We start from the raw sequence: 21,274 nt of genomic DNA, 5'->3' as shown, positions 1-21,274 counted from the left end.
GCGGAACAGTCTGGTAAGGCTAGGCTAACCTCATCTCCGCAGGATAAGGTTTGGCTGCCCTGAGACCGGGGTGCAGCGGTCAGCGCGACAGCAAGGGAATCCGGATGCTCCTCCACCGAACGACGCTCACGAAGAAGCCCCGGCGGCTGGCGGCCGTACTGACCGCCACGGCGCTCGGTGTCGGCCTCCTCGCGGGCTGCGGTTCCGACTCGGACGACAAGGCGGACGACAGCGCCCCGGCCGCCGCCACCGGCGGTACGTTCCCGGTCACCGTGGAGCACGCGTTCGGGTCCACCAAGGTCACCAAGGCCCCCAAGCGCGTCGTCACCGTCGGCTACACCGACGACCAGACCGCCCTGGCCCTCGGCACCAAGCCCGTCGGCATGGTCGACCAGTACCCGAACCCGGAGGGCAAGTCCCCCGACATCAACACCCAGTGGCCCTGGGTGAAGGACAAGTGGGGCGACACCAAGCCCGACGTCATCATGAAGAACGGCGACTCCGGCCCCAACTACGAGAAGATCGCCGCCCTGCGCCCGGACCTGATCATCGCGGTGTACTCCGAGATCGACAAGGCCGCCTACGACAAGCTCTCGCAGATCGCCCCCACGGTGGGCCGCACCAAGGGCGAGAAGGAGCTCTTCAGCGCCCCCTGGCAGGACAACGCGGTGCACATCGCCAAGGCGCTCGGCAAGGAGGACGAGGGCAAGAAGCTCGTCGAGGGCATCGAGGACAAGCTCGCCGAGGCCAAGAAGTCGCACCCGAAGTTCGCGAACCAGACCTCCGTCGCCCTGTCCTGGTACAAGGACTCCATCAACCCGTTCACCTCGAAGGACGTGCGCGGGCGGCTCCTGACCGGCATGGGCTTCTCGTACCAGACGAAGATCGACAAGATCGCCGGCGGCAAGTTCTCCACCGAACTCTCGCCCGAGCGCACGGACCTGGTCGACGTCGACCGCATCGTCGTCATCAACGACAAGGCCGACACCGCGGCGCTGATGAAGTTCAAGCTCTTCGCCAACCTCGACGCGGTGAAGAAGGGCAACGTGTCCTACCTGCTCGACAGCGAGGGCCCGGCGGTCGGCGCCGCCATGTCGCAGGGCACCGTCCTGTCCCTCCCGTACGCGATCGACGAACTCGTCAAGTCGGTCGAGTAGCAATGCCGTTCCACCTGCCCCGTCCCCGGCTCGACTTGGTCTTCGTGTGAGCACAGCCGAAACACCCACCGCAGAAACACCCGCGGCCGAAACGTCCGCGACCGAAGCCCCCGCCGCCGGGGCGCCCGCCGCCCCGGCGACGCTGCGCACCGCGTCCGGACGCGAGGCCACCCGGTGGGTCTCGGCCCACTGCCGCGAAGTCCCGTGGCTCACGACGGCCACCGTGTTCACCACGGTGGCCGGGGCGGCGCTCCAGGTGCTGCCGGTGCTGCTCCTCGGCCGGGTGGTCGACGGAGTGGTCGAGGGGGACGGGCGCTCGGTCCTCGTCACGATCGGGGTCCTCATGGGGGCCGCCGCGCTGCTCGGCGCGGTGGCCACCGCGGCCTCGACCTATCTGATCGGACGCCTCGGCGCGGATCTGCTCGCGCGGCTGCGCGAGGGCGCCGTCCGCGCGGTGCTCGGCATGCCGAGCGCGCGGATCGAACAGGTCGGCCGCGGAGACGTCCTCTCCCGGGTCGGCGACGACGTGGCCGTGCTCTCCAAGGGCATCCGCACGGCCATCCCCACGGTGTTCTCGGCGGGCGTGCTCGTCTTCATCGCCACGGTCGGCATGTTCGGCCTCGACTGGCGGCTCGGCCTCGCGGGCGCCGCCGCGCTTCCCGCGTACGCGCTGGCCCTGCGCTGGTACCTGCCGCGCTCCGCACCGCTCTACCGCAAGCAGCGGGTGGCCCAGGCCGACCGCGCCCAGGCGTTGATCAGCGGTCTCAACGGGATCGACACCGTACGCGCGTACCGCCTGGAGGACGATGTCCGGGAGAAGGTCACCGCGGAGTCCTGGCGGGTGCGCAATCTCGGGATCGACGTCTTCCGGTTCTTCGGCCGGTTCGTGGGCCGGGAGAACCGCGCCGAGTTCATCGGGCTCGTCCTCATCCTCGTGGTGGGATATGCCCTGTTGGAGGCCGACGCCGCCAGTCTGGGCGAGGTGTCGGCGGCCCCGCTGATGTTCCACCGCCTGTTCACGCCGCTCGGCGCCATCATGTTCACCTTCGACGAGGCGCAGAAGTCGGGCGCCAGCCTGACCCGTCTGGTCGGGGTGCTCGGGGAGTCCGCGGAGGAACGGCTCGTGGGTGACACGTCCGTCGCCGCGGCCGACGCCGTGCCGCATCAGGTGACGGTGGAGGGGCTGACGTTCACCTATCCCGGGACCGACGAACCGGTGCTCAGGGATGTCGACCTGACGATCCCGGCCGGCGGTTCGCTGGCGCTGGTGGGGGCGACGGGCGCGGGCAAGTCGACGCTGGCCGCGCTGATCGCGGGCATCGGGACGCCGCAGACGGGTTCGGTGCGCATCGGCGCGCACGACCTGGGCGGCCTCGACGAGGCCGGGGCGCGGGCCCTGGTGAGCATCCTGACGCAGGAGACGTACGTCTTCTCCGGTCCGCTCGCCGACGACCTGCGGCTCGCGGCGCCGAAGGCGACCGACGCCGAACTCATGGACGCGCTGCGCACGGTGGGCGCCCACGGCTGGGTCGAGGCGCTGCCCGAGGGCCTGCACACGGCGGTGGGCGAGGGCGGCGAACGCCTGGACGTCACCAAGATCGCGCAGATCGCGCTGGCCCGCCTCGTGCTGGGCCGCGCCCCGGTGGTCGTGCTCGACGAGTCGACCGCGGAGGCGGGCAGCGAGGGCGCCGCCGAGCTGGAGCGTGCCGTGCTGGCCGCGTGCGCGGGTCGTACGACGTTGTTCGTGGCGCACCGGCTCACCCAGGCGATGGCCGCGGACCGGATCGCCGTGCTCGACGCGGGGCGTGTGGTGGAGCAGGGCACCCACGACGAGTTGGTGGCTCTGGGCGGTCGGTACGCGCGGCTGTGGCGGGCCTGGCGAGAGGGTAGTTAGGCAACCCTAATTTAGGTTAGCCTAACTGCGATTACCTGGAAGGGACGCTGTGTCTTCGATGATGGAACCGAGCGCTCGCCTCGCGCTGCTCACCCCCGACCGCCTGGCCGATGTGCGTCGGCGTGCCGGCGACTACTCCGACCGGACCATCGCCGAGGCCTGCGCCATCGGTCTGTCGTACTGGGCGACCGGCCGCAGCCCCGAAGGCATCGAGCTCGCTCCGGGCACGCTCTTCGCGGACGTCCTCGGCTGGGTCGACAACGGCGGTTCCGGGCCCGGCAGTCGGGAAGCAGGTGCCGAGGGGTGGCATGTCCCTGTCCCTGACGGTGTCGACCCCGACACCGCGCGGCGCGCACTCGACGACCTCGCCGACTTCCCCGACCGGCCCCTCGGCAGCATCGGCCCGGACGACGCGGAGTCACGCCTCAAGGCCCTCGCCGAGTGGAACGACACCGACGCGGACCGGGTCCGCCCCACCGTCGTCGAGATGTTCCTCGAACAGGCCCGCACCAGGCCGGACGCCGTCGCCATCGTCGACGAGCACCGCTCGCTGACCTACCGCGAGGCGGCCGAACGGTCCGCCCAGCTCGCCCACCACCTCCTCGCCCGCGGCCTCGGCCCCGAGCAGGTCGTCGGCATCTCGCTCGGCCGCTCCGCCGACATGGTCGTCGGCCTGCTCGCCGTGCTCCGGGCAGGTGGCGCCTTCGTACCGCTGGACCCGCAGTGGCCCGCGGCCCGCCGCTCCGTCGTCATCGAGGACGCCCGCGTCGTCCTGCAGCTCAACTCCTCGGGCGAGCACGACCCGCAGGAGCCGGAAGCCGTCGCCGTCGACCTCGCCGACTGGGCGTTCGACGCCCTGCCCACGACGGGCGGCGACGTCGCCGTGGACGCCGACTCGCTCGCGTACGTGATCTTCACGTCCGGTTCGACCGGGCGTCCCAAGGGCGCGATGATCCGGCACGCGGCGATCAGCGAGCGCCTGCTCTGGCAGGTCGACGAGATCCTGCACTTCGGCCACGACGACGCGTCCCTGTTCAAGGCGCCGCTCTCGTTCGACATCTCCATCAACGAGATCTTCCTGCCCCTGGTCAGCGGCGCCCGCCTCGTCGTCCTGCGGACCGGCGGCGAACGCGACCCGCACCACCTGCTGGGCGTCATCGCCGAACAGCGCGTCACCTTCACGTACCTCGTGTCGTCCATGCTGGACGTGCTCCTGGAGATGGCGGGCGACTCCGGCCGCCTCGACAGCCTGCGCCACGTCTGGTGCGGCGGCGAAGTGCTCACCCCCGAGCTGTACGAGCGCTTCCGCACCCAGCTCGCCATCCCGCTCTACCACGGCTACGGCCCGGCCGAGACGACCATCGGCGTCTCGCACGTCATCTACCGGGGCGAGGCCGAGCGCCTCTCCACCTCCATCGGCAGGGCCAACCCCAACACCCAGCTGTACGTCCTCGACGACGAGCTGCGCCCGGTACCGGTCGGGGTCGGCGGCGAACTGTACGCGGGCGGCCTCCTCCTGGGGCGCGGCTACGTCAACGCGCCCGGCCTGACCGCCTCCCGCTTCGTCGCCAACCCCTTCGCGTCGGACGGGTCCCGGCTCTACCGCACCGGCGACCTCGCGCGGTTCGCCCCCGACGGTTCCCTGGACTTCCTCGGCCGCGCCGACAACCAGGTCAAGATCCGCGGCATGCGCCTGGAGCTCGAGGACGTCGAGGTCGGCCTCGCCGAGCACCCCCGCGTACGCCACACCTGCGTCGTCGCCAAGAAGAACACGGCCGGCGGCACCTACCTCGTGGGGTACGTGATCCCCGCGGGCGGCGAGAGCCTGCGCGCCGACGAGGTCAAGGCGTGGGCCGTCGACCACATGGTCGAGTACATGGTCCCCACCCACATCGTCGTGATGGACGCGTTCCCGCTCACCGCGAACGGCAAGCTCGACCGCAACGCGCTGCCCGAACCCTCCACCGCGACCGGCGCCGTCGCCCCGCCCGCCACCGAGAACGAGCGCGTGGTCTGCGCGGCGGTCGCCGCCGTCCTCCAGCTCGACGAGGTCGGCGTCGACCAGGACTTCTTCCAGCTCGGCGGCGACAGCATCCTGACCATCTCGCTGCTGAGCGCGCTGCGCGAGGCCGGGCTCTACGTCACGGCACGGCAGATCTTCACCCACAGCGTCGTCGGCGCCCTGGCCGCCGTCGCCAGCCGCGAGGACGTCTCCACCGCCGACCACGGCGACGTCGCGACCGGCGCCGTCGCGGGTTCGCCCATCGTGCAGTGGCTCGGCGAGACCACCGGCGCCGTCGACGGCTTCGTCCAGTCGGTCGTCCTCAACACCCCCGAGGAACTCAACCCCGAGGCGCTCGACCAGATACTCGGCGCCGTCCTCGCACGGCACGACATGCTGCGCGCGAAGCTCGTGCGCGGCGACCGCTGGAGCTTCGACATCCCGGAGGCCGACCGCGCCGCCGCCCCCGTGTGGCAGGAGAGCGACCGGCCGCTGGACGCGTGCGTCGAGCTCGCCACCGACGGTCTCGACCCGGACGACGGCGTGATGCTCCGCGCCGTCTGGCGCCGCGCGGAGAACCAACTGGTCGTCGTCGTCCACCATGTGGTGATCGACGGTGTCTCCTGGCGGGTCCTGATGGAGGACCTGGCCACGGCCTGGCGGCAGCTCTCCTCCGGCGCGCCCGTCGAGCTGCCCCCGGTCGGCACCTCGTTCCGGCGCTGGACGCAGCTCCTGGAGCGTGCGGACTTCGCGGCGGACCTCGACTACTTCCACCGGCCCCTGCCGGGCACCGACCAGCCGGTGGGCAGGCGCGCGCTGACCGCCGCCGACACCGTCGCACGCGAGCGGATCCAGACCGTCTCCGTCGGCCCCGAGGTCACGGCCGCCCTCCTCGGCGAGATACCTGCCAAGTTCCACGCGGGCGTCAACGACGTGCTCCTCACCGCACTCGCCGTCGCCCTCGCCCGGTGGCGCCGCGACCTCGGACAGGACCAGACGTTCGCGCACATCGAACTGGAGGGCCACGGCCGCGAGGGCCGTCACGTGGCGGACGCCGCGGGCTTCGAGCCGGAGCTCTCGCGCACCGTGGGCTGGTTCACCACCCTGTTCCCGGTGGCCGTGGACCCGGGCGGCGCGCCCGACCTCACCGCCCCCGAGTACCTCGCCGCGGCCCTCAAGGCGGTCAAGGAGGACCTGGCGCGCGTACCGAGCAACGGCATCTCCTACGGCGCCCTGCGCTACCTGCACGACACCCGGTTCGACGCGCCCGCCCCGCAGGTGCTCTTCAACTACCTGGGCCGCTTCGACGCGGGCGCCTCCGGACACTGGCAGCTCACGGGCGCCACCGGCCAGCTGGGCGAGAAGCGCGACCCGGACATGAGCCTGCCGCGCGCCCTGGAGTTCAACGCCATCGCCGAACCCGCCTCGGCCGGCGGCGAGTACGAACTGGTCACCACCGTCTCCTGGCCCGACGGCATGTTCACCGACGAGGACATCGCGACGCTCGGCGGCTACTTCCGCGTCGCCCTCGCCGGTCTCGCCGCGCTCGACGAGGGCGGGCACACCCCCAGCGACTTCCCCCTGGTGCCGCTCACCCAGGCCGACGTCGACAGCCTGGACGGCCCGGCGCTGCGGGACGTCCTGCCGCTGACCCCCCTCCAGGAAGGCCTGTACTTCCACTCGGTCTTCGACGACGACTCGGCGGGCGCGTATGTCGAGCAGCAACTCCTCACCCTGCAGGGGCCCGTGGACGCGGACCGGCTCGCCGCCGCCGCGACCCGGCTGCTCACGCTCTACCCGAACCTCGCCGCGCGGTTCACGGCCCTCGCCGACGGCCGCGTGGTCTCCGTCCTGGAGAGCGGCGTCCAGGCGCCCTTCACGACCGTGGACCGCCCCGGCATCACCGGCGCCGAGCTGCGCGACCTCGCCGAGCGGGACCGCCGCGCCGGGTTCGACCTGGCCACCGGGCCACTGATGCGGTACACGCTCGTCCGTGAGGGCGACGACCGTGCCGTCCTGGTGCAGACCGTGCACCACATCATCGCCGACGGTTGGTCGGTGCCGCCGATGCTGCGCGCACTCCTCGCCGAGTACCACGCGCCGGGCACCGTGTACCCGGTCGGCGGCTTCCCCGACTACGTGCACTGGCTCGCCGGGCGGGACGACGACGAGAGCGACCGGGTGTGGGGCGAGGAGCTCGCGGGGCTGCCGGGGTCCTCACTGGTCGCCGAGGGTCACACCCCGTCGGACCGGTTCGCCGACACGGCCGTCGAGGCCGAGGTCGACGTCGACGCCGCCGTCCGCACCGCCGGAGTGCCGCTGAGCGTCGCCGTGCACAGCGCGTGGGCCGTGACGCTGGGCGGCATCCTGCACACCGACGACGTGGTGTTCGGCTCCACGGTTTCCGGGCGTGACGCGGACGTGCCCGGCATCGGCGACATGGTGGGCCTGTTCATCAACACCATTCCCGTACGGGCCCGTTGGACCGGCACGACCACCGCGGGCGACCTCCTCGGTCGGGTGCGGGAGCACCAGAGCGCCGTCTTGCCGCACCAGCACGTCTCGCTCGCGCGCATCGGCCGCCAGGCGGGCGCAGGGCCGCTCTTCGACACCCTCGTGGTGTTCGACGTCGCGACGGACGTGGACAGCCTGCGGACCCCCGACGCCGAGCTCGTCATCACCGACCTCGTCAACGAAGGAGCCCCGCACTACCCGCTCACCCTCGTCGTGGAGCGCGCGCTCGACGGGCGTCCGCGCTTCAACCTGATCTACGACGGCGAGCTCGTCGGCGAGAACACGGCCCAGGACATCCTGCGCACCTTCACGCTGACCCTCACCGGCCTCCTCACGCGCCCGGACGCTCCGGTCGGCGAGCTGGGGCCCGAGGGCGCCCGGCGGCCCGCACACGTCGAGCCGACGACCCTCGGCGGCCTCTTCGACACGGCCGCGCGCCGCGACCCGGCGGCGACCGCCGTCACCCAGTGCGCACTCGACGGCACCACCAGGTCGCTGACGTACGGCGAACTGGCCGACGCCAAGAACGAGTTGGCGTCAGGCCTGCGCGCCGCCGGGGTCGGCCCCGGCAAGCGCGTCGCCGTCGCCGTGCCGCGCTCCGTGGAGCAGGTCGTCGCGCTGGTCGCGATCGTCTCCGCGGGCGGTGCCTACGTACCGCTCGACCTGGCCTACCCGGACGAGCGCCTGGAGTACATCCTGGCCGACGCCGCCCCGCAGGTCGTCCTCGTCGACCGCGAGCAGCGCGACCGCTTCACCGGGCTGCTGGAGCGGGCGGGCGTATCGGCCCGGGTGCTCGTCCAGGGGGACGAGATGCCGGAGGACGCCGCCGGGCCGGTGCCCGAAGCCGCCTGGCACGACCCCGCGTACGTCATCTACACCTCAGGATCGACCGGCCGCCCCAAGGGCGTCGTCGTGCCGCACTCCAGCGTCGTCACCCTGCTCGCCAACACCCGCCCCGACATGGGCTTCGGGCCGCACGACGTGTGGGTCCAGTTCCACTCCTTCTCCTTCGACTTCGCGGTCTGGGAGCTGTGGGGCGCGCTGGCGCACGGCAGTGAGCTGCTGGTGCCCGAGTACGGCCTGACCCGCTCCCCGGTCGACTTCCACCGGCTCGTCCGCGAGCGCGGCGTGACCGTGCTCAACCAGACGCCGTCGGCGTTCTACCAGTTCATCGAGGCCGACCGGCACGCCGCCGAACCCCTCCCCGCACTGCGGAAGATCATCTTCGGTGGCGAGGCGCTCGACCTCGGGCGGCTGCGCGGTTGGGTCGAGCGGCACGGCACGGCGTCGCCCGAGCTGGTCAACATGTACGGCATCACCGAGACGACCGTGCACGTCACGCGCCGGGTGCTGACCGACGAGGACGTCACCCGCGGCCAGGACGTCAGTCCCATCGGCGGCCCGATCCCCGGCCTCGTCACCTACCTGCTCGACGACCGGCTCAGGCCGGTGCCGCCCGGCCGCGTCGGCGCCATCTACGTAGCGGGCGACCAGGTGTCGCTCGGCTACCTCGGCAGGTCCGGCCTCACCGCCGGCCGGTTCGTGGCGAACCCGTTCGCGGACGACGGGTCCCGCATGTACCACACGGGCGACCTCGCCCGCCGTACGCTCGACGGGGAGCTGGAGTTCGCCGGGCGCGCCGACGACCAGGTGCAGCTCAAGGGCTTCCGCATCGAGCTCGGCGAGGTCGAGTCCGCGCTCCGGGAGCTCGACGGCGTGGTCGACGTGGCCGTCACCGTCGCCGACAGCGGCGACCACCTCGTCGCGCACGTCGTGGGCCGCGCCCCCGGCGACCTCGCGGGCCTGCTCGCCGCGAAGCTGCCCGTGCACATGGTGCCGGGCCGGGTCCTCACGGTCGACGCGCTGCCGCTCACCGTCAACGGCAAGCTGGACCGCAAGGCACTGGCCGAGCGCGCCGCGGAGGAGGCCGACAACTCCGGTACCGCCGCGAGCGGTTCCGCGCTCGCCTCCCTGGTCGGCATCTTCGCCGAGACGCTGCCCGGCTCCGCCGCCGTGGACGAGGACACCGACTTCTTCATGGCGGGCGGCGACAGCATCGTCGCCATCACTGTGATCAACCGCGCGAGGGCGCTCGGCCTGCCGATCGCGCCCCGTGACGTCTTCCTGTTCAGGACGCCGCGCGCGCTCGCCGAGCACGTGGGTGCCGGCGTGCCCCGCGTGCCCGCCTCCGCCCCGGCTCCCGCCCGCCGCGAGGACGGCCCCCTCACGCCGACGCCGATCATCCTGCGCCAGCGCGAACTGGGCGGCTCCCTCGACCGGTTCGTCCAGGCCAGGACCCTGGAGGCCCCCGAGGGCACCGGATTCGCCGACGCCGAGCACGCCGCGAACGCCGTCGTGGCCGCCCACCCGGCCCTGCGGACGCGACTGCGCGTCGAGCACGGCGTGTGGGCGCTGCGCACCGAACCCGCACGCGAGGTCGCCGTCATCCGCACCGACGCGGCCGACGCGACGGCCGCCGCGGACGAGGCCGCGGGCCGGCTCGACCCGGGGACCGGGGACGTCGTCGCGTTCTCGTGGCTGGAGGCCGGCAGGACTCTGGTCGTCACCGTGCACCACATCGCCGTCGACGCCGTGTCCTGGCTGGTCCTCCTCGACGACCTGGCCACCGCCATGAGCGGGGCGGACCTGGCGCCGCCCACCACGTCCTACGCCGAGTACGCCGACGCGCTGACGCTCGGCGCCGCCTCCGACGAGACGATCGACGGCCTCCCGCACTGGATCACCACACTCGAAGCGCCCGCGCTGCTGCCGGACCGCGACAGCGGAAACCTGCGCGAGACCACCGTCGTCCTGCCGCCCGAGACGAGCGACCGCCTCACCCGCACCGCGCCCGCCGCCCTCGGCGTCGGCCTCACCGAGCTCCTGTGCGGCGCGCTCCGCGCCGCCCTGACCCACGTGCAGCCGTCGCCCACCGACCTCGCGGTCGAGCTGGAGCGGCACGGCCGAGTCGCCCTCTCCGAAGAGCACGACTACACCCGGACGGTGGGCTGGTTCACCTCCATCGCGCCCGTACGGCTCACCGCGCACACCGACCCCGTCGCCGCCGCGCGCGAAGTCGCCGAGCGCCAGCCGGACGAGCGCGGGCACATCGCGTACGGACAGCTGAAGTACCTCAACCCGCAGACCGCGCCGCTGCTCACCGGCCGCCCTCAGGTCCTCTTCAACTACCTGGGCCGGGGCAGCGAGTCGCAGGCGGTGCACGTCACCGGAGGCGACCAGGGCAGCCCGTATGCCGTCGAGGTCAACGCCTGGACCGACGACGCCACCGGCAGCCTGCACGCCGCCTTCACCCTCGCCGACGGCATCCCCGACGCCGTCGCCGAGCACTGGCTCACCGCCCTGGAGCGCGTCGCCGACGCCTCCGCGACCGCCGAGCGCACCGCACCCGTCACACCGCTGCAGCGGGGCCTGTTCTTCCAGGCGCAGATGGCGGGCGCGGCCGGACACTACGTCGCGCAGAGCTGGTTCACCTTCGACCGGCGCCTCGACACCGACGCGCTGGCCGAGGCCATGGCGCACGTGATCGCACGGCACCCGGTCGTCGGCGCCGGCTTCACCACCGACGACGACGGCAACCCGGTCCAGGTCCTCAAGGCCGGCCGACGGGTCGACGTCCGCACGGTGGAGCTCGCGGACGACGCCGAGGCCGAGGAGTTCCGCACCCGGGACCGCGACGCCGGATTCGACCCGGCCGAGGCTCCGCTGATCCGCCTCACCGTCGTCCGCCTGCCCGGCGGCCACGACGGACTGCTGCTCAGCTACCACCTGCTGCTGTGGGACGGCTGGTCCCGCGAGATCGTGCTGCGCGACCTGTTCGACGCGTACGAGGCCGCGGTGGCCGGCGAGCCGTTCGACCCGACCCCGGCCACGCCGAGCTTCGAGGAGTACGCCAGGGCGCTCGACGCCAAGGACTCCGCGGTGTCGGAACGTTTCTGGGCGGAGCACCTGGCGGGCGTCACCGGCCCGACCCTGCTCGCAGGGCCCGCGCCGACGCTGTCGCAGGACCTGCCGCCCGCGCTCGTGCACCGGCTCACCACCGAACAGTCCGACCTCCTGAAGGACGCGGCCAAGCAGCACGGCGTGACGCTGAACGCCGTCCTCACCGGCGCGTTCGGCCTCCTCCTCGGCGCTCACACGGGCCGCAGTGACGCCGTGTTCGGCGTGACCGTGTCGGGCCGCGACGGCGAGGGCCTCTCCGACGTCGTCGGCGTGCTCCTCAACACCGTGCCGACCTGGACGAAGGCCCGGCCCGACGACACCGTCGGCGGCTACCTGTCGGCCGTACAGGCGGCCAGGGTCGAGGCGATGGAGCACGAGCACCTCGGGCTCGGCGAGATCCAGCGGGCCAGCGGGCACGACACCCTGTTCGACAACCTGTTCGTGCTCCAGAACTTCCTGGACATGGACGCCTTCGCCGAGATGAACTCCCGGCACGGCATCACCTCCGTGACGGCCGACGACTCCACGCACTACCCGTTCACCTGGGTCGTGACGCCCGGCGACCGTCTCACGGTCAAGCTGGAGCACCGCCACGGAGACACCGCCGACGCCCGCCGCCTCCTCGACGACTACGTACGCGTACTCGAAGACCTGGCCCGCGCGACAGGCCCCCTCGGCGCGCTGCCCGGCCTCGGCCGCGCCCCCGAGCCCGCCGAGCGCACCGACGTCGGCACGGACACCGTCGTCGACCGTTTCGACCGGGCCGCGGACCGTGACCCCGAGCGGGTCGCCCTCGTCGCGCACGGCTCGACGATGACCTTCGCCCAACTCCGGGACCGCAGCCGCGCGGTGGCGGGCGTGCTCGCCGGGCGCGGCCTCGGCCCCGAGACGACCGTGGGGCTCGCGATACCGCGCTCCCTCGACTCGATCGTGGCGCTGTTCGCCGTGCTGCGCGTCGGCGCCGCGTACGTACCGCTGGAGCTCGACCACCCGGACGAACGGATCGCGGCGATCGTCGAGGACGCACACCCGGACGCGATCCTCACGGTCAGCACGGTCTCCCCGCGGCTGGCCGGCGCCCTGGCCGCCACCGACGGCCTCATCGAGCTGGACCGCCCGCTGCCCGCGGCCGAGCCGTTCGTGACGTTCGCCCCCGATGACCCGGACCGGCTGCGGCACCCCGCGTACACGATCTACACCTCCGGATCGACCGGAAAGCCCAAGGGCGTGGTGACCGAGTACGCCGGGCTCACCAACATGCTCGTCAACCACCAGCGGCGGATCTTCGAACCGGTCCTCGCCGAGCACGGCCACCGGACCTTCCGGATCGCACACACCGTGTCGTTCGCGTTCGACATGTCGTGGGAGGAGCTCCTGTGGCTCGCCGACGGACACGAGGTGCACATCTGCGACGAGGAACTGCGCCGCGACGCGCCCGGCCTGGTCGAGTACTGCCTGGAGCACGGGATCGACGTCATCAACGTCACCCCGACGTACGCGCAGCAGCTGGTGGCCGAGGGCCTGCTCGACCAGCCGGAGCGGCGCCCCGCCCTCGTCCTGCTCGGCGGCGAGGCCGTCACACCGACCCTGTGGCAGCGGCTCGCCGAGACCGAGGGCACGGTCGGCTACAACCTGTACGGGCCCACCGAGTACACGATCAACACCCTCGGCGTCGGCACCTTCGAGTGCCAGGACCCGGTGGTGGGCGTGCCCATCGACAACACCGACGTGTACGTGCTCGACCCGTGGCTACGGCCGCTGCCGGACGGTGTCCCCGGCGAGCTGTACGTGTCGGGCGTCGGCATCGCGCGCGGCTACCTCGGCCAGTGCGCGCAGACCGCGCACCGCTTCGTCGCCTGCCCCTTCGGCGCCCCCGGCGAGCGCATGTACCGCACCGGTGACCTGGTGTTCCGCAGGCCCGACGGGAACCTGACCTACCTGGGCCGCACCGACCTGCAGGTCAAGATCCGCGGCCACCGCGTCGAACTGGGCGAGGTGGAGGCCGCGTTCGCCGCGCACCCGGCGGTGCGGTTCGCCGCCGCCGTCGCCCAGCCGGACCCGCAGGTCGACGGCGCGTACCGCCTCGCCGCCTATCTCGTGCTCGACGGCGCCGACCTGGCCGCCGTCGCGGCCGACGTGGGCACGGGCCTGCCGGACTTCCTGCGCCCGACGCACTTCGCCGAGGTCGACAGCATCCCGCTCACGGTGAACGGGAAGGCCGACACCAAGGCGCTGCCGGAGGCCAAGCCCCTCGGCGCGCTGACCACGGAGGGGGAGCGCGGCCCGGAGACCGAGACCGAGACCACGGTCTGCGAGTTCTTCGCCGAAGCACTGGACCTCGACGACGACGAGGTGAGCGCGGTGAGCGACTTCGTGTCCCTCGGTGGACACTCGATGCTGGCGGTCCGGCTGATCGGGCTGCTCCGTCGCGAGTACGGTCCTGTGATCACCATCCGCGACCTCTTCACCCTGCGAACCCCGGAAGCGATTGCCCGCCACCTCGATGACAACTCTGACGACTGATGACGACTCCTGACACGAAGCGGCCCCGACCGGGGTCCGACATCCTCCGGACCGCCCTGCGCCGCAACGTCGGCGCGATGGTCCTGGGCACCGTCCTCATGGGCCTGTACCAGGCCGGCGAGACGGCGTTCCCCATCGCGCTCGGCATGATCGTCGAGCACACGATGAAGGACGACAGGACCCTCGGCGCGCTCGCGCTCTCCATCGGCGCGCTCGCCGTGATCATCACGACGGTCTCGCTGTCGTGGCGGTTCGGGATGCGCGTCCTGCAGAAGGCCAACACGACCGAGGCGCACCGCTGGCGCGTGAAGGTCGCCGCCTGCGGCCTCCAGCCGGTGGCCAGGGACGTCGACCTCAAGTCCGGCGAGGTCCTGACCATCGCCACCGAGGACGCCGACCAGACCGCCGACATCATCGAGGTGGTGCCGCTGCTGATCAGCTCGCTGGTCGCGGTGCTCGTCGCGGCGGTCGCGCTCGGCATGGCCGACTACCGGCTCGGGCTGCTCGTGATCGTGGGCACCGTCGCGATCCTTTCGATCCTCAGCGTGATGTCCAAGCGGATCGGGTCCAGCACGCGTGAACAGCAGGCCCGGGTGGCGCGGGCCGGCGCGAAGGTCGCCGACCTGATCAGCGGTCTGCGCCCGCTGCACGGCTTCGGCGGCAACCACGCGGCGTTCCGCTCCTACCGGGCCGTCAGCACGGAGGCCAAGCACCAGTCGGTCACCGTGGCCAAGGTCAACGGCGTGTACGCGGGCACGGCCCAGGCACTCAACGCGGTCCTCGCGGCCGCGGTCACCCTGACGGCGGGCTGGCTGGCGTTCGAGGGCGGCATCACCATCGGCGAACTCGTGATGGCCGTCGGCCTGGCGCAGTTCATCATGGAACCGCTGAAGATGTTCTCCGAGATGCCCAAGTACGTGATGATCGCGCGGGCGTCGGCCGAGCGGATGGCGCTGGTCCTGAACGCGCCGCCGGTGACGGATCCCGGAGCCGGACGCCCGGCCCCCGGCGGGGACCTGGAGATCGACTCCGTTCGGTACGGGTCGCTGCGGGAGCTGAAGTTCACGGTGGCGGCGGGCGAGTTCGTGGCCATCGCCGGGTACCAGCCGCGCGCGGTCGCCGACCTGGCGTCGGTCCTCGCGATGAACGTGCCGCCGGACGCGTACGAGGGAGTGGTGCGGGTCAGCGGCCGGGAGATGGCGGACCTGTCGGTCGAGGCGGTCCGCGAGCACATCCTGGTCAACCCGTACGACGGGGAGATCTTCGCGGGCACCCTCCGCTCGAACATCGACCCGTCGGGCACCAGCCGCACGATCTCCGAGGCCGTCGAGGCGTCCATGCTCACCGACGTGGTGGCCCTCCACCGCGAAGGCCTCGACTACGGAGTACGCGATCGGGGAGCCAACCTCTCCGGAGGACAGCGCCAGCGCCTCTCCCTGGCCCGCGCGCTGGCCGCCGACACGGAGGTCCTCGTCCTGCACAATCCGACGACGGCCGTCGACGCGGTCACCGAACAGCTCATCGCGCGGAACGTCGCGAAGCTGCGCCGGGGCCGCACGACCGTCGTGATCACCAGCAGCCCGGCCATGCTGGACGCCGCGGACCGGGTGCTCGTCCTGGACGAAGGCGTGATCACCGCGGAGGACAGCCACCGCAACCTTCTCGCCACCGACGAGGACTACTGTGCGGCGGTGGCGAGGTGACGGGCCGTCCCGTGACGTGGGTCAGGCGAGGGCCCAGGCGACGTCCCTGAGCAGCGGGTGCCGCCAGCCCGCCCGGTCGTGGCCGGCGGGCGCCCGCGAGACCCGCACGGTCGCACCGGCCTCCTCGACCAGCGTCTCGGTCAGCTCGCAGTGCGGGAGCATCCGCGGCTCGTGCTCGCCGAGGTCGAACGCGATGCGCAGCCCGGACAGGTCGGGGCGCTCCTGCCGCAGCCGCGCGGCGATGGTGCCGCCGACCGGGCCGCCCAGCGGGTCCTCGGACGCCATGGCGTCGGGCGTCCACCAGAACGACGGCGACTGACAGGCCACCCGGGAGACCAGGTCGGGGAAGTCCAGCGCCGCGTACATGGCGCTGAGCCCGCCGAGGCTCTGCCCGGCGACCACCAGGCGCCCCGGGTCCGCGGGCACGCCGCACCCGGCCACCAGAGGCAGCAGTTCGTCCCGTACCGCCTCCCACAGCGCGGGGTCGCACCCGAACTCGCCCAGCCTGTCCTTGGACGGCAGGAAGACGAGGGTGACCGGCTCCATCTCACCGGCGGCGACGGCCGACTCGAAGGCGGTCATGGCCGGGTGCAGGTAGAGCCAGTCGTCCCCGTCGAGCAGCAGCACCAACGGCCCGCCGCCGCCCACCGCGTGGACCCGTACGGTGCGCCGCCCGCCGAGCCGCTGACTGGCCCAGCGGATCCGGGTGGCGGGCAGGGGGAGGGCGTCGTCGGCCGCGACGGCCGGCCAGTGGGGCTGGGCGGGGGCGTCGGGGGTCGCGGCGATGGAGCGGTCGCCGCCGGCGCCGTGCGAGTTGAGCGGGTCGGCGTACGCCTCGCCGTCCTCTCCCACGAGGATCTGGTAGGTGACACGCAGCCGCGCGGGCATGCGCACTTCGGCGTACCAGCAGTCCGTGTCGGCCCACCGGGTCAGCGGCACGGGGTCCGACCAGCTCTCGAAGGCGATACGGGGGGACGGCCCGTGCCCGCGCCAGAGGAACAGGGTCCGCCAACCGCCGTCGTCGGCAGGTACGGCGACCGGGCTCCGGGCAGCCGACCAGAAGGCTTCGGTGCCGGGTTCGCCGGACAGTTCGTACTCGGCGAAGGCGTTCCCGGTGTCGGCCGCGGGGCGCATCAACGTCTCCTTGTGAGAGGGAAGGAAGTAAGGCTAAGCTCGCATTAATTTAGGGGAGCCTAACCTAATCATCCTGACGGAGGCACTGACACATGAGCACCAACCCCTTCGACGACCCCGACGGCCGCTTCCTGGTCCTGGTGAACGACGAGGGGCAGCACTCGCTCTGGCCGTCCTTCGCCGAGGTGCCCGGCGGGTGGACGACCGCTTTCGGCGAGGACTCGCGGGACGCCTGCCTGGAGTACATCGAGACCAACTGGACGGACCTGCGGCCGCGTTCCCTCGTCACGTCGGTGGAGGGCTGACCGCACCTCTGCGACGAGTGGAGAGGCACCCGTGATGCTCTGCAAGAGGCTGACGAACGCGCGCTTCCTCACCATGGATCCGGACCACCCCGTCGCCCACGACCTGGGCATCTGGCGGGGCCGGATCGCGGGCCTGGACGCCGCCGTGACGTCCCGGCCCGCACGTGAGGTGATCGACCTGCAGGGGGCCACCGTGCTGCCCGGCTTCGTCGACGCCCACGTGCACCTGGCCTGGACCGGGCTCAAGCAGGACACCTTGAGCATCGCGGGCCGCACCAGGATCGACGACGTGCTCGCCGTCGTGGCGGCGGCCGCGGCCCGTGAACGCTCGCCCGGCTCCTGGCTGAGCATCGCCGGATACGACCAGCGGGCCCTTGGCCGCCATCTGACCGCCGCCGAACTGGACACGGTCAGCCACGGCCACAAGGTCTACGTCCTGCACGAATCCGGACACGGCTGTGTCGTCAACTCCGCCGTCCTCGACCTGCTCCCGCCGGGCACCCCGCACGAGAACGGCTTCCTCGCCGAGGGCGCGATGGGCGCGGCCCGCGCGCTGCGCCTGCCGTACTCCCAGCGCGAACTGGCCGAGGCGATCGGGCGGGCCGCCAGGACCTGTCTGGCCGAAGGCGTCACCGCCTGCGCCGAGGCGGGCATCGGCGGCACCCTCTTCGGTCACAGCCCGGTCGAGCTCGGCGCTTACCAACTCGCCCGCGAGGAGGGGCTGCTGCCGCTGCGCGTGCAGCTCATGGTGGCCGCGGAACGGCTCCGACCGGTCGCCGCGCACCAGGACGACGGCTTTCCCAGGGCCCTCGACCTGGGCCTGCGCACCGGCTTCGGCGACGACTGGCTCTCCGTGGGCGCGCTGAAGGTGTACACCGACGGCGGCATGATGGCGCGGACCGCCGCGCTCAGCAGGCCGTACGAAGGACTCGGCCACGCGGGCCAGTTGCAGGACGACCCGGACGCACTGACCGATCTGATCGTCGACGGGCATCTGGCGGGCTGGCAGCTCGCCGTCCACGCCATCGGCGACCGCGCGGCCGACCTCGCCCTGGACGCCCTGGAACGGGCCCAGCGCCTGCGGCCGCGGCCCACCGCCCGGCACCGCGTCGAACACGCGGGCCTGATCCGCCCGGACCAGCTGCCGCGGTTCGCGCGGCTCGGCGTCAGCGCGGTCGTCCAGCCCACCTTCCTGCACAGCTTCGGCGACGACTACGCGGACATCATGGGCGAGGAGCGGGCGCCCTGGCTCTACCGCGGCCGCGCGTTCCTCGACCACGGCATCCCGCTGGTCGGCAGCTCCGACCGCCCCGTCACGGACGGCGCCCCGCTGCGGGCCGTCCAGTTCATGGTCGAGCGCGCGTCCGCGTCGGGGCGGGCGATCGGCCCGGACGAGGGCATCACCGTCGACCAGGCCCTGCACGCCTACACGGTGGCCAGCGCCCGAGCCTGCCACTGGGAGGACACTTTGGGCAGCCTCACCCCGGGCAAGTACGCCGACCTGGTGGTGCTCGGGGACGACCCTCGACGTGTCGACACGTCACGTATCGGCGACATCGAGGTGGTGGCGACGTACGTGGAGGGGCGCGAGACGGGGTCGTGAGCGAGGTGGCGGAGCGTCAACGGCTCGTGAGGATCACGAGTCGCTGCGTCGCGCGGGTCATCGCCACATAGCGGTCGACCGCGCCTTCGACGCCCTCGCCGAACGTCTCCGGGTCGACGAGGACGACCAGGTCGAACTCGAGCCCCTTCGACAGCTCGGGAGTCAGCGACCGTACGCGTGACGGCGCCTCGCACCGCTCCTGGAACTTCTCGTGGAAGACCCGGTCGCCGATGACGCAGGCGACGCCGTCGGCGTGCTCGTCGAGCCAGGTGCCGAGGACCGAGTCCAGTTCGGCGACCGACCCGTGGGTGACGGGAATGCCGCTGCCGCGGATGGACGTCGGGACGTTGGCGTCGGGGATCTCGGCACGGATGACCGGCTCGGCCTCCGTCATGACCTCCTCCGGCGTGCGGTAGTTGATGCTCAGCGCGGCCATCGTGACCCGGTCGATGCCGGCCCGCTCCAGCCGCTCCACCCACGACTCGGTGAAGCCGTGCCTTGCCTGGGCACGGTCGCCGACGATGGTGAAACTCCGCGACGGGCAGCGCAGCAGCAGCATCTGCCACTCCGCGTCGGTCAGCTCCTGCGCCTCGTCCACGACGACGTGCACGAAGGGGCCCGCGAGCCGGTCCGGGTCCTCCGTGGGCAGCGCGCTCTCGTCGATCAGCGTGTCCTGGAGGTCCTTGCCGCGCAGCATCCGCACCGCGCCCTCGCTCTCGTCACCGGCCGAGGAGAAGTCGGCGGCCGAGAGGATCTCGTCGATGACGCCGGACATGCGCTCCCGTTCGGCGGCGACGGCCGCGTCGTGGCGCCGCTTGCGCCGCGCCGCCTCCGGGTCGCCGAGCCGCTGCCGCGCGGCGTCCAGCAGGGGCAGGTCGGACACCGTCCAGGCCTGTGGGGCTTCCTTGCGCTGCAACGTCGCGATCTCGTCCCGGTCGAGCCAGGGCGCGCACATCCGCAGGTACGCGGGGACCGTCCACAGGTCGGACACGAGGTCCGCGGCTTCGATCAGCGGCCATGCGCGGTTGAGGGTCGTGACCAGCTCCCTGTCCTGGCGCAGCGAGCGCAGGAACAGCTCGGACGAGACGCCGGCCTCGTTCTCGTCCATGTCCTCGCCCAGGCCGAGCTTGTCCATGAGGATCGTGGCCAGCTCCTCCCAGATGAGCTCCCGCGCCTCGTTGTGCGGCGTGCCGGGACCTGGCGCCCGGAACGCCTCGGCCCAGTCGTCGGCGCTCACCCGTACGTCGGCCCAGGGCGTCGAGGCCGTGTACGCGTCCGTGGGCGGCTCCTCGTAGAACCTGACGGCCTTCTCGATCGCCTTCACCATGTCGGCGGTCGACTTCAGCCGGGCCACGTCCGGGTCGCTCTCGGGGCCGGCCGCGGCGCCCTCGGCGACCAGGTCGCGCAGGGTGCAGGTCTGCACGCCCTCCTCGCCGAGGCTGGGCAGGACGTCGGCGACGTAACCCAGGTAGGGCTCGTGCGGGCCGACGAAGAGCACCCCGCCGCCGCGGCGGTCGTGGCCGAGCCTCGGGTCGGAGTAGAGCAGGTACGCGGAACGGTGCAGGGCGACGACGGTCTTGCCCGTGCCGGGGCCGCCGTCGACGACGAGGGCCCCCCGGGAGCCCGCGCGGATGATCGCGTCCTGGTCGGACTGGATGGTGCCGAGCACATCGCGCATCCGGGCCGAACGGTTGCCGCCCAGACTGGCGATGAAGGCGGACTGGTCGTCGAGCGCGGCGTGGTGTTCGAGGCCGTCGGCGGTGAAGACCTCGTCCCAGTAGTCGCTGATCCGGCCGCCCGTCCAGCGGTATCTGCGGCGGCTCGCCAGCCCCATCGGGTTGGCGTGGGTCGCCGCGAAGAACGGCTCGGCGGCGGGCGAACGCCAGTCGACGAGCAGGCGGCGGCCCTCGCTGTCGGTGAGTCCGAGACGTCCGATGTACAGCGGTTCGCCGTCGGTGCCCGTGACGGTGTCGGTGTCGTCCGAGACGACGACGCGTCCCAGGCAGAGGTCGAGACCGAAACGGCGCAGGGCGCGCAGCCGACTGCTGACCCGGTGGATCTCCGAGTCGCGGTCCATGGCCTCCCGGCCGATGCCGCCGGGAGCCTTGCGCAGGGTCTCGAGACGGTCGGAGAGCTCCGCGACGGTCTGGTCGAGGCACTCCGCGATCGCCGCGAAGTGCCGCTCGTCGCCGGCGATCAGCGCCGGGTCGGCCTTGGGCGAGAGGTTGGCGGGCAGGTTGAACGCGCTGCTGGTCAGGGGGGTCTCCGATGTCCGCGGAACGGGGTAGGCCAGTGATTTTGCGGGACGGAGGGGGCCTTGCCGCAAGCCCCCCTGTGGGCTATAACTTGAGAGTGGCAAGAGGTGGGATTCCCCTCTTGCCTTTGTCGTGTCCGGTGTCGTGTCCGGACCGACTGTCCGGCTCGCCGTCACTCCGGCCCCTCTTTCGGTTCCTTCCTCCGTGGCCACTCCGCGCCAACT

Annotated in this window: 8 protein-coding genes; 6 read left to right on the top strand and 2 right to left on the bottom strand. The window is 72.3% G+C overall.

The genetic code is table 11. The features are described from left to right. Positions 1-104: 104 nt before the first annotated feature. From DEJ48_RS09840 to DEJ48_RS09825, 4 genes are all read left to right on the top strand, one after another. Positions 105-1,157, top strand: a complete 1,053-nt coding sequence (locus DEJ48_RS09840; protein ID WP_150215789.1) for an iron-siderophore ABC transporter substrate-binding protein — start codon at positions 105-107, stop codon at positions 1,155-1,157. A gap of 142 nt (positions 1,158-1,299) precedes the next feature. Next, the gene (locus tag DEJ48_RS09835) at positions 1,300-3,051 is read left to right on the top strand and encodes an ABC transporter ATP-binding protein (RefSeq protein WP_190537958.1); all 1,752 of its coding nucleotides are present in this window, start codon (positions 1,300-1,302) and stop codon (positions 3,049-3,051) included. 58 nt (positions 3,052-3,109) lie between these two features. Continuing rightward, positions 3,110-14,050, top strand: a complete 10,941-nt coding sequence (locus tag DEJ48_RS09830; RefSeq protein WP_150215787.1) for a non-ribosomal peptide synthetase — start codon at positions 3,110-3,112, stop codon at positions 14,048-14,050. After that, a complete protein-coding gene (locus DEJ48_RS09825) occupies positions 14,050-15,753 on the top strand; it encodes an ABC transporter ATP-binding protein (RefSeq protein WP_150215786.1) in 1,704 nt (567 codons plus the stop codon). The genes DEJ48_RS09830 and DEJ48_RS09825 overlap by 1 nt, the downstream gene beginning before the upstream one ends. Positions 15,754-15,774: 21 nt before the next feature. On the opposite strand, the gene DEJ48_RS09820 is transcribed toward DEJ48_RS09825, so the two are convergent. Next, complete coding sequence (locus tag DEJ48_RS09820; RefSeq protein WP_150215785.1) at positions 15,775-16,887, bottom strand: alpha/beta hydrolase-fold protein; 1,113 nt, start codon at positions 16,885-16,887, stop codon at positions 15,775-15,777. Positions 16,888-16,979: 92 nt separating this feature from the next. Here DEJ48_RS09820 and DEJ48_RS09815 point away from each other — a divergent pair, with 92 nt between their 5' ends. Together DEJ48_RS09815 and DEJ48_RS09810 are read left to right on the top strand one after the other, a co-directional pair. Next, on the top strand, positions 16,980-17,192 hold the full coding sequence (locus DEJ48_RS09815) for an MbtH family protein (protein WP_150215784.1): 213 nt from the start codon (positions 16,980-16,982) through the stop codon (positions 17,190-17,192). Positions 17,193-17,226: 34 nt separating this feature from the next. Further along, on the top strand, positions 17,227-18,795 hold the full coding sequence (locus DEJ48_RS09810) for an amidohydrolase (RefSeq protein WP_150215783.1): 1,569 nt from the start codon (positions 17,227-17,229) through the stop codon (positions 18,793-18,795). Between the two features lie 16 nt (positions 18,796-18,811). Here DEJ48_RS09810 and helR read toward each other — a convergent pair whose 3' ends face one another. Beyond that, complete coding sequence (helR, locus tag DEJ48_RS09805) at positions 18,812-21,088, bottom strand: RNA polymerase recycling motor ATPase HelR (RefSeq protein WP_150221091.1); 2,277 nt, start codon at positions 21,086-21,088, stop codon at positions 18,812-18,814. Positions 21,089-21,274 lie beyond the last annotated feature (186 nt).

Source organism: Streptomyces venezuelae (assembly GCF_008642315.1).
Classification (GTDB): Bacteria; Actinomycetota; Actinomycetes; order Streptomycetales; family Streptomycetaceae; genus Streptomyces; species Streptomyces venezuelae_D.
The sequence above is the reverse complement of the archived record's forward strand: the minus strand, read 5'-3'. Positions and strand labels throughout refer to the sequence as shown.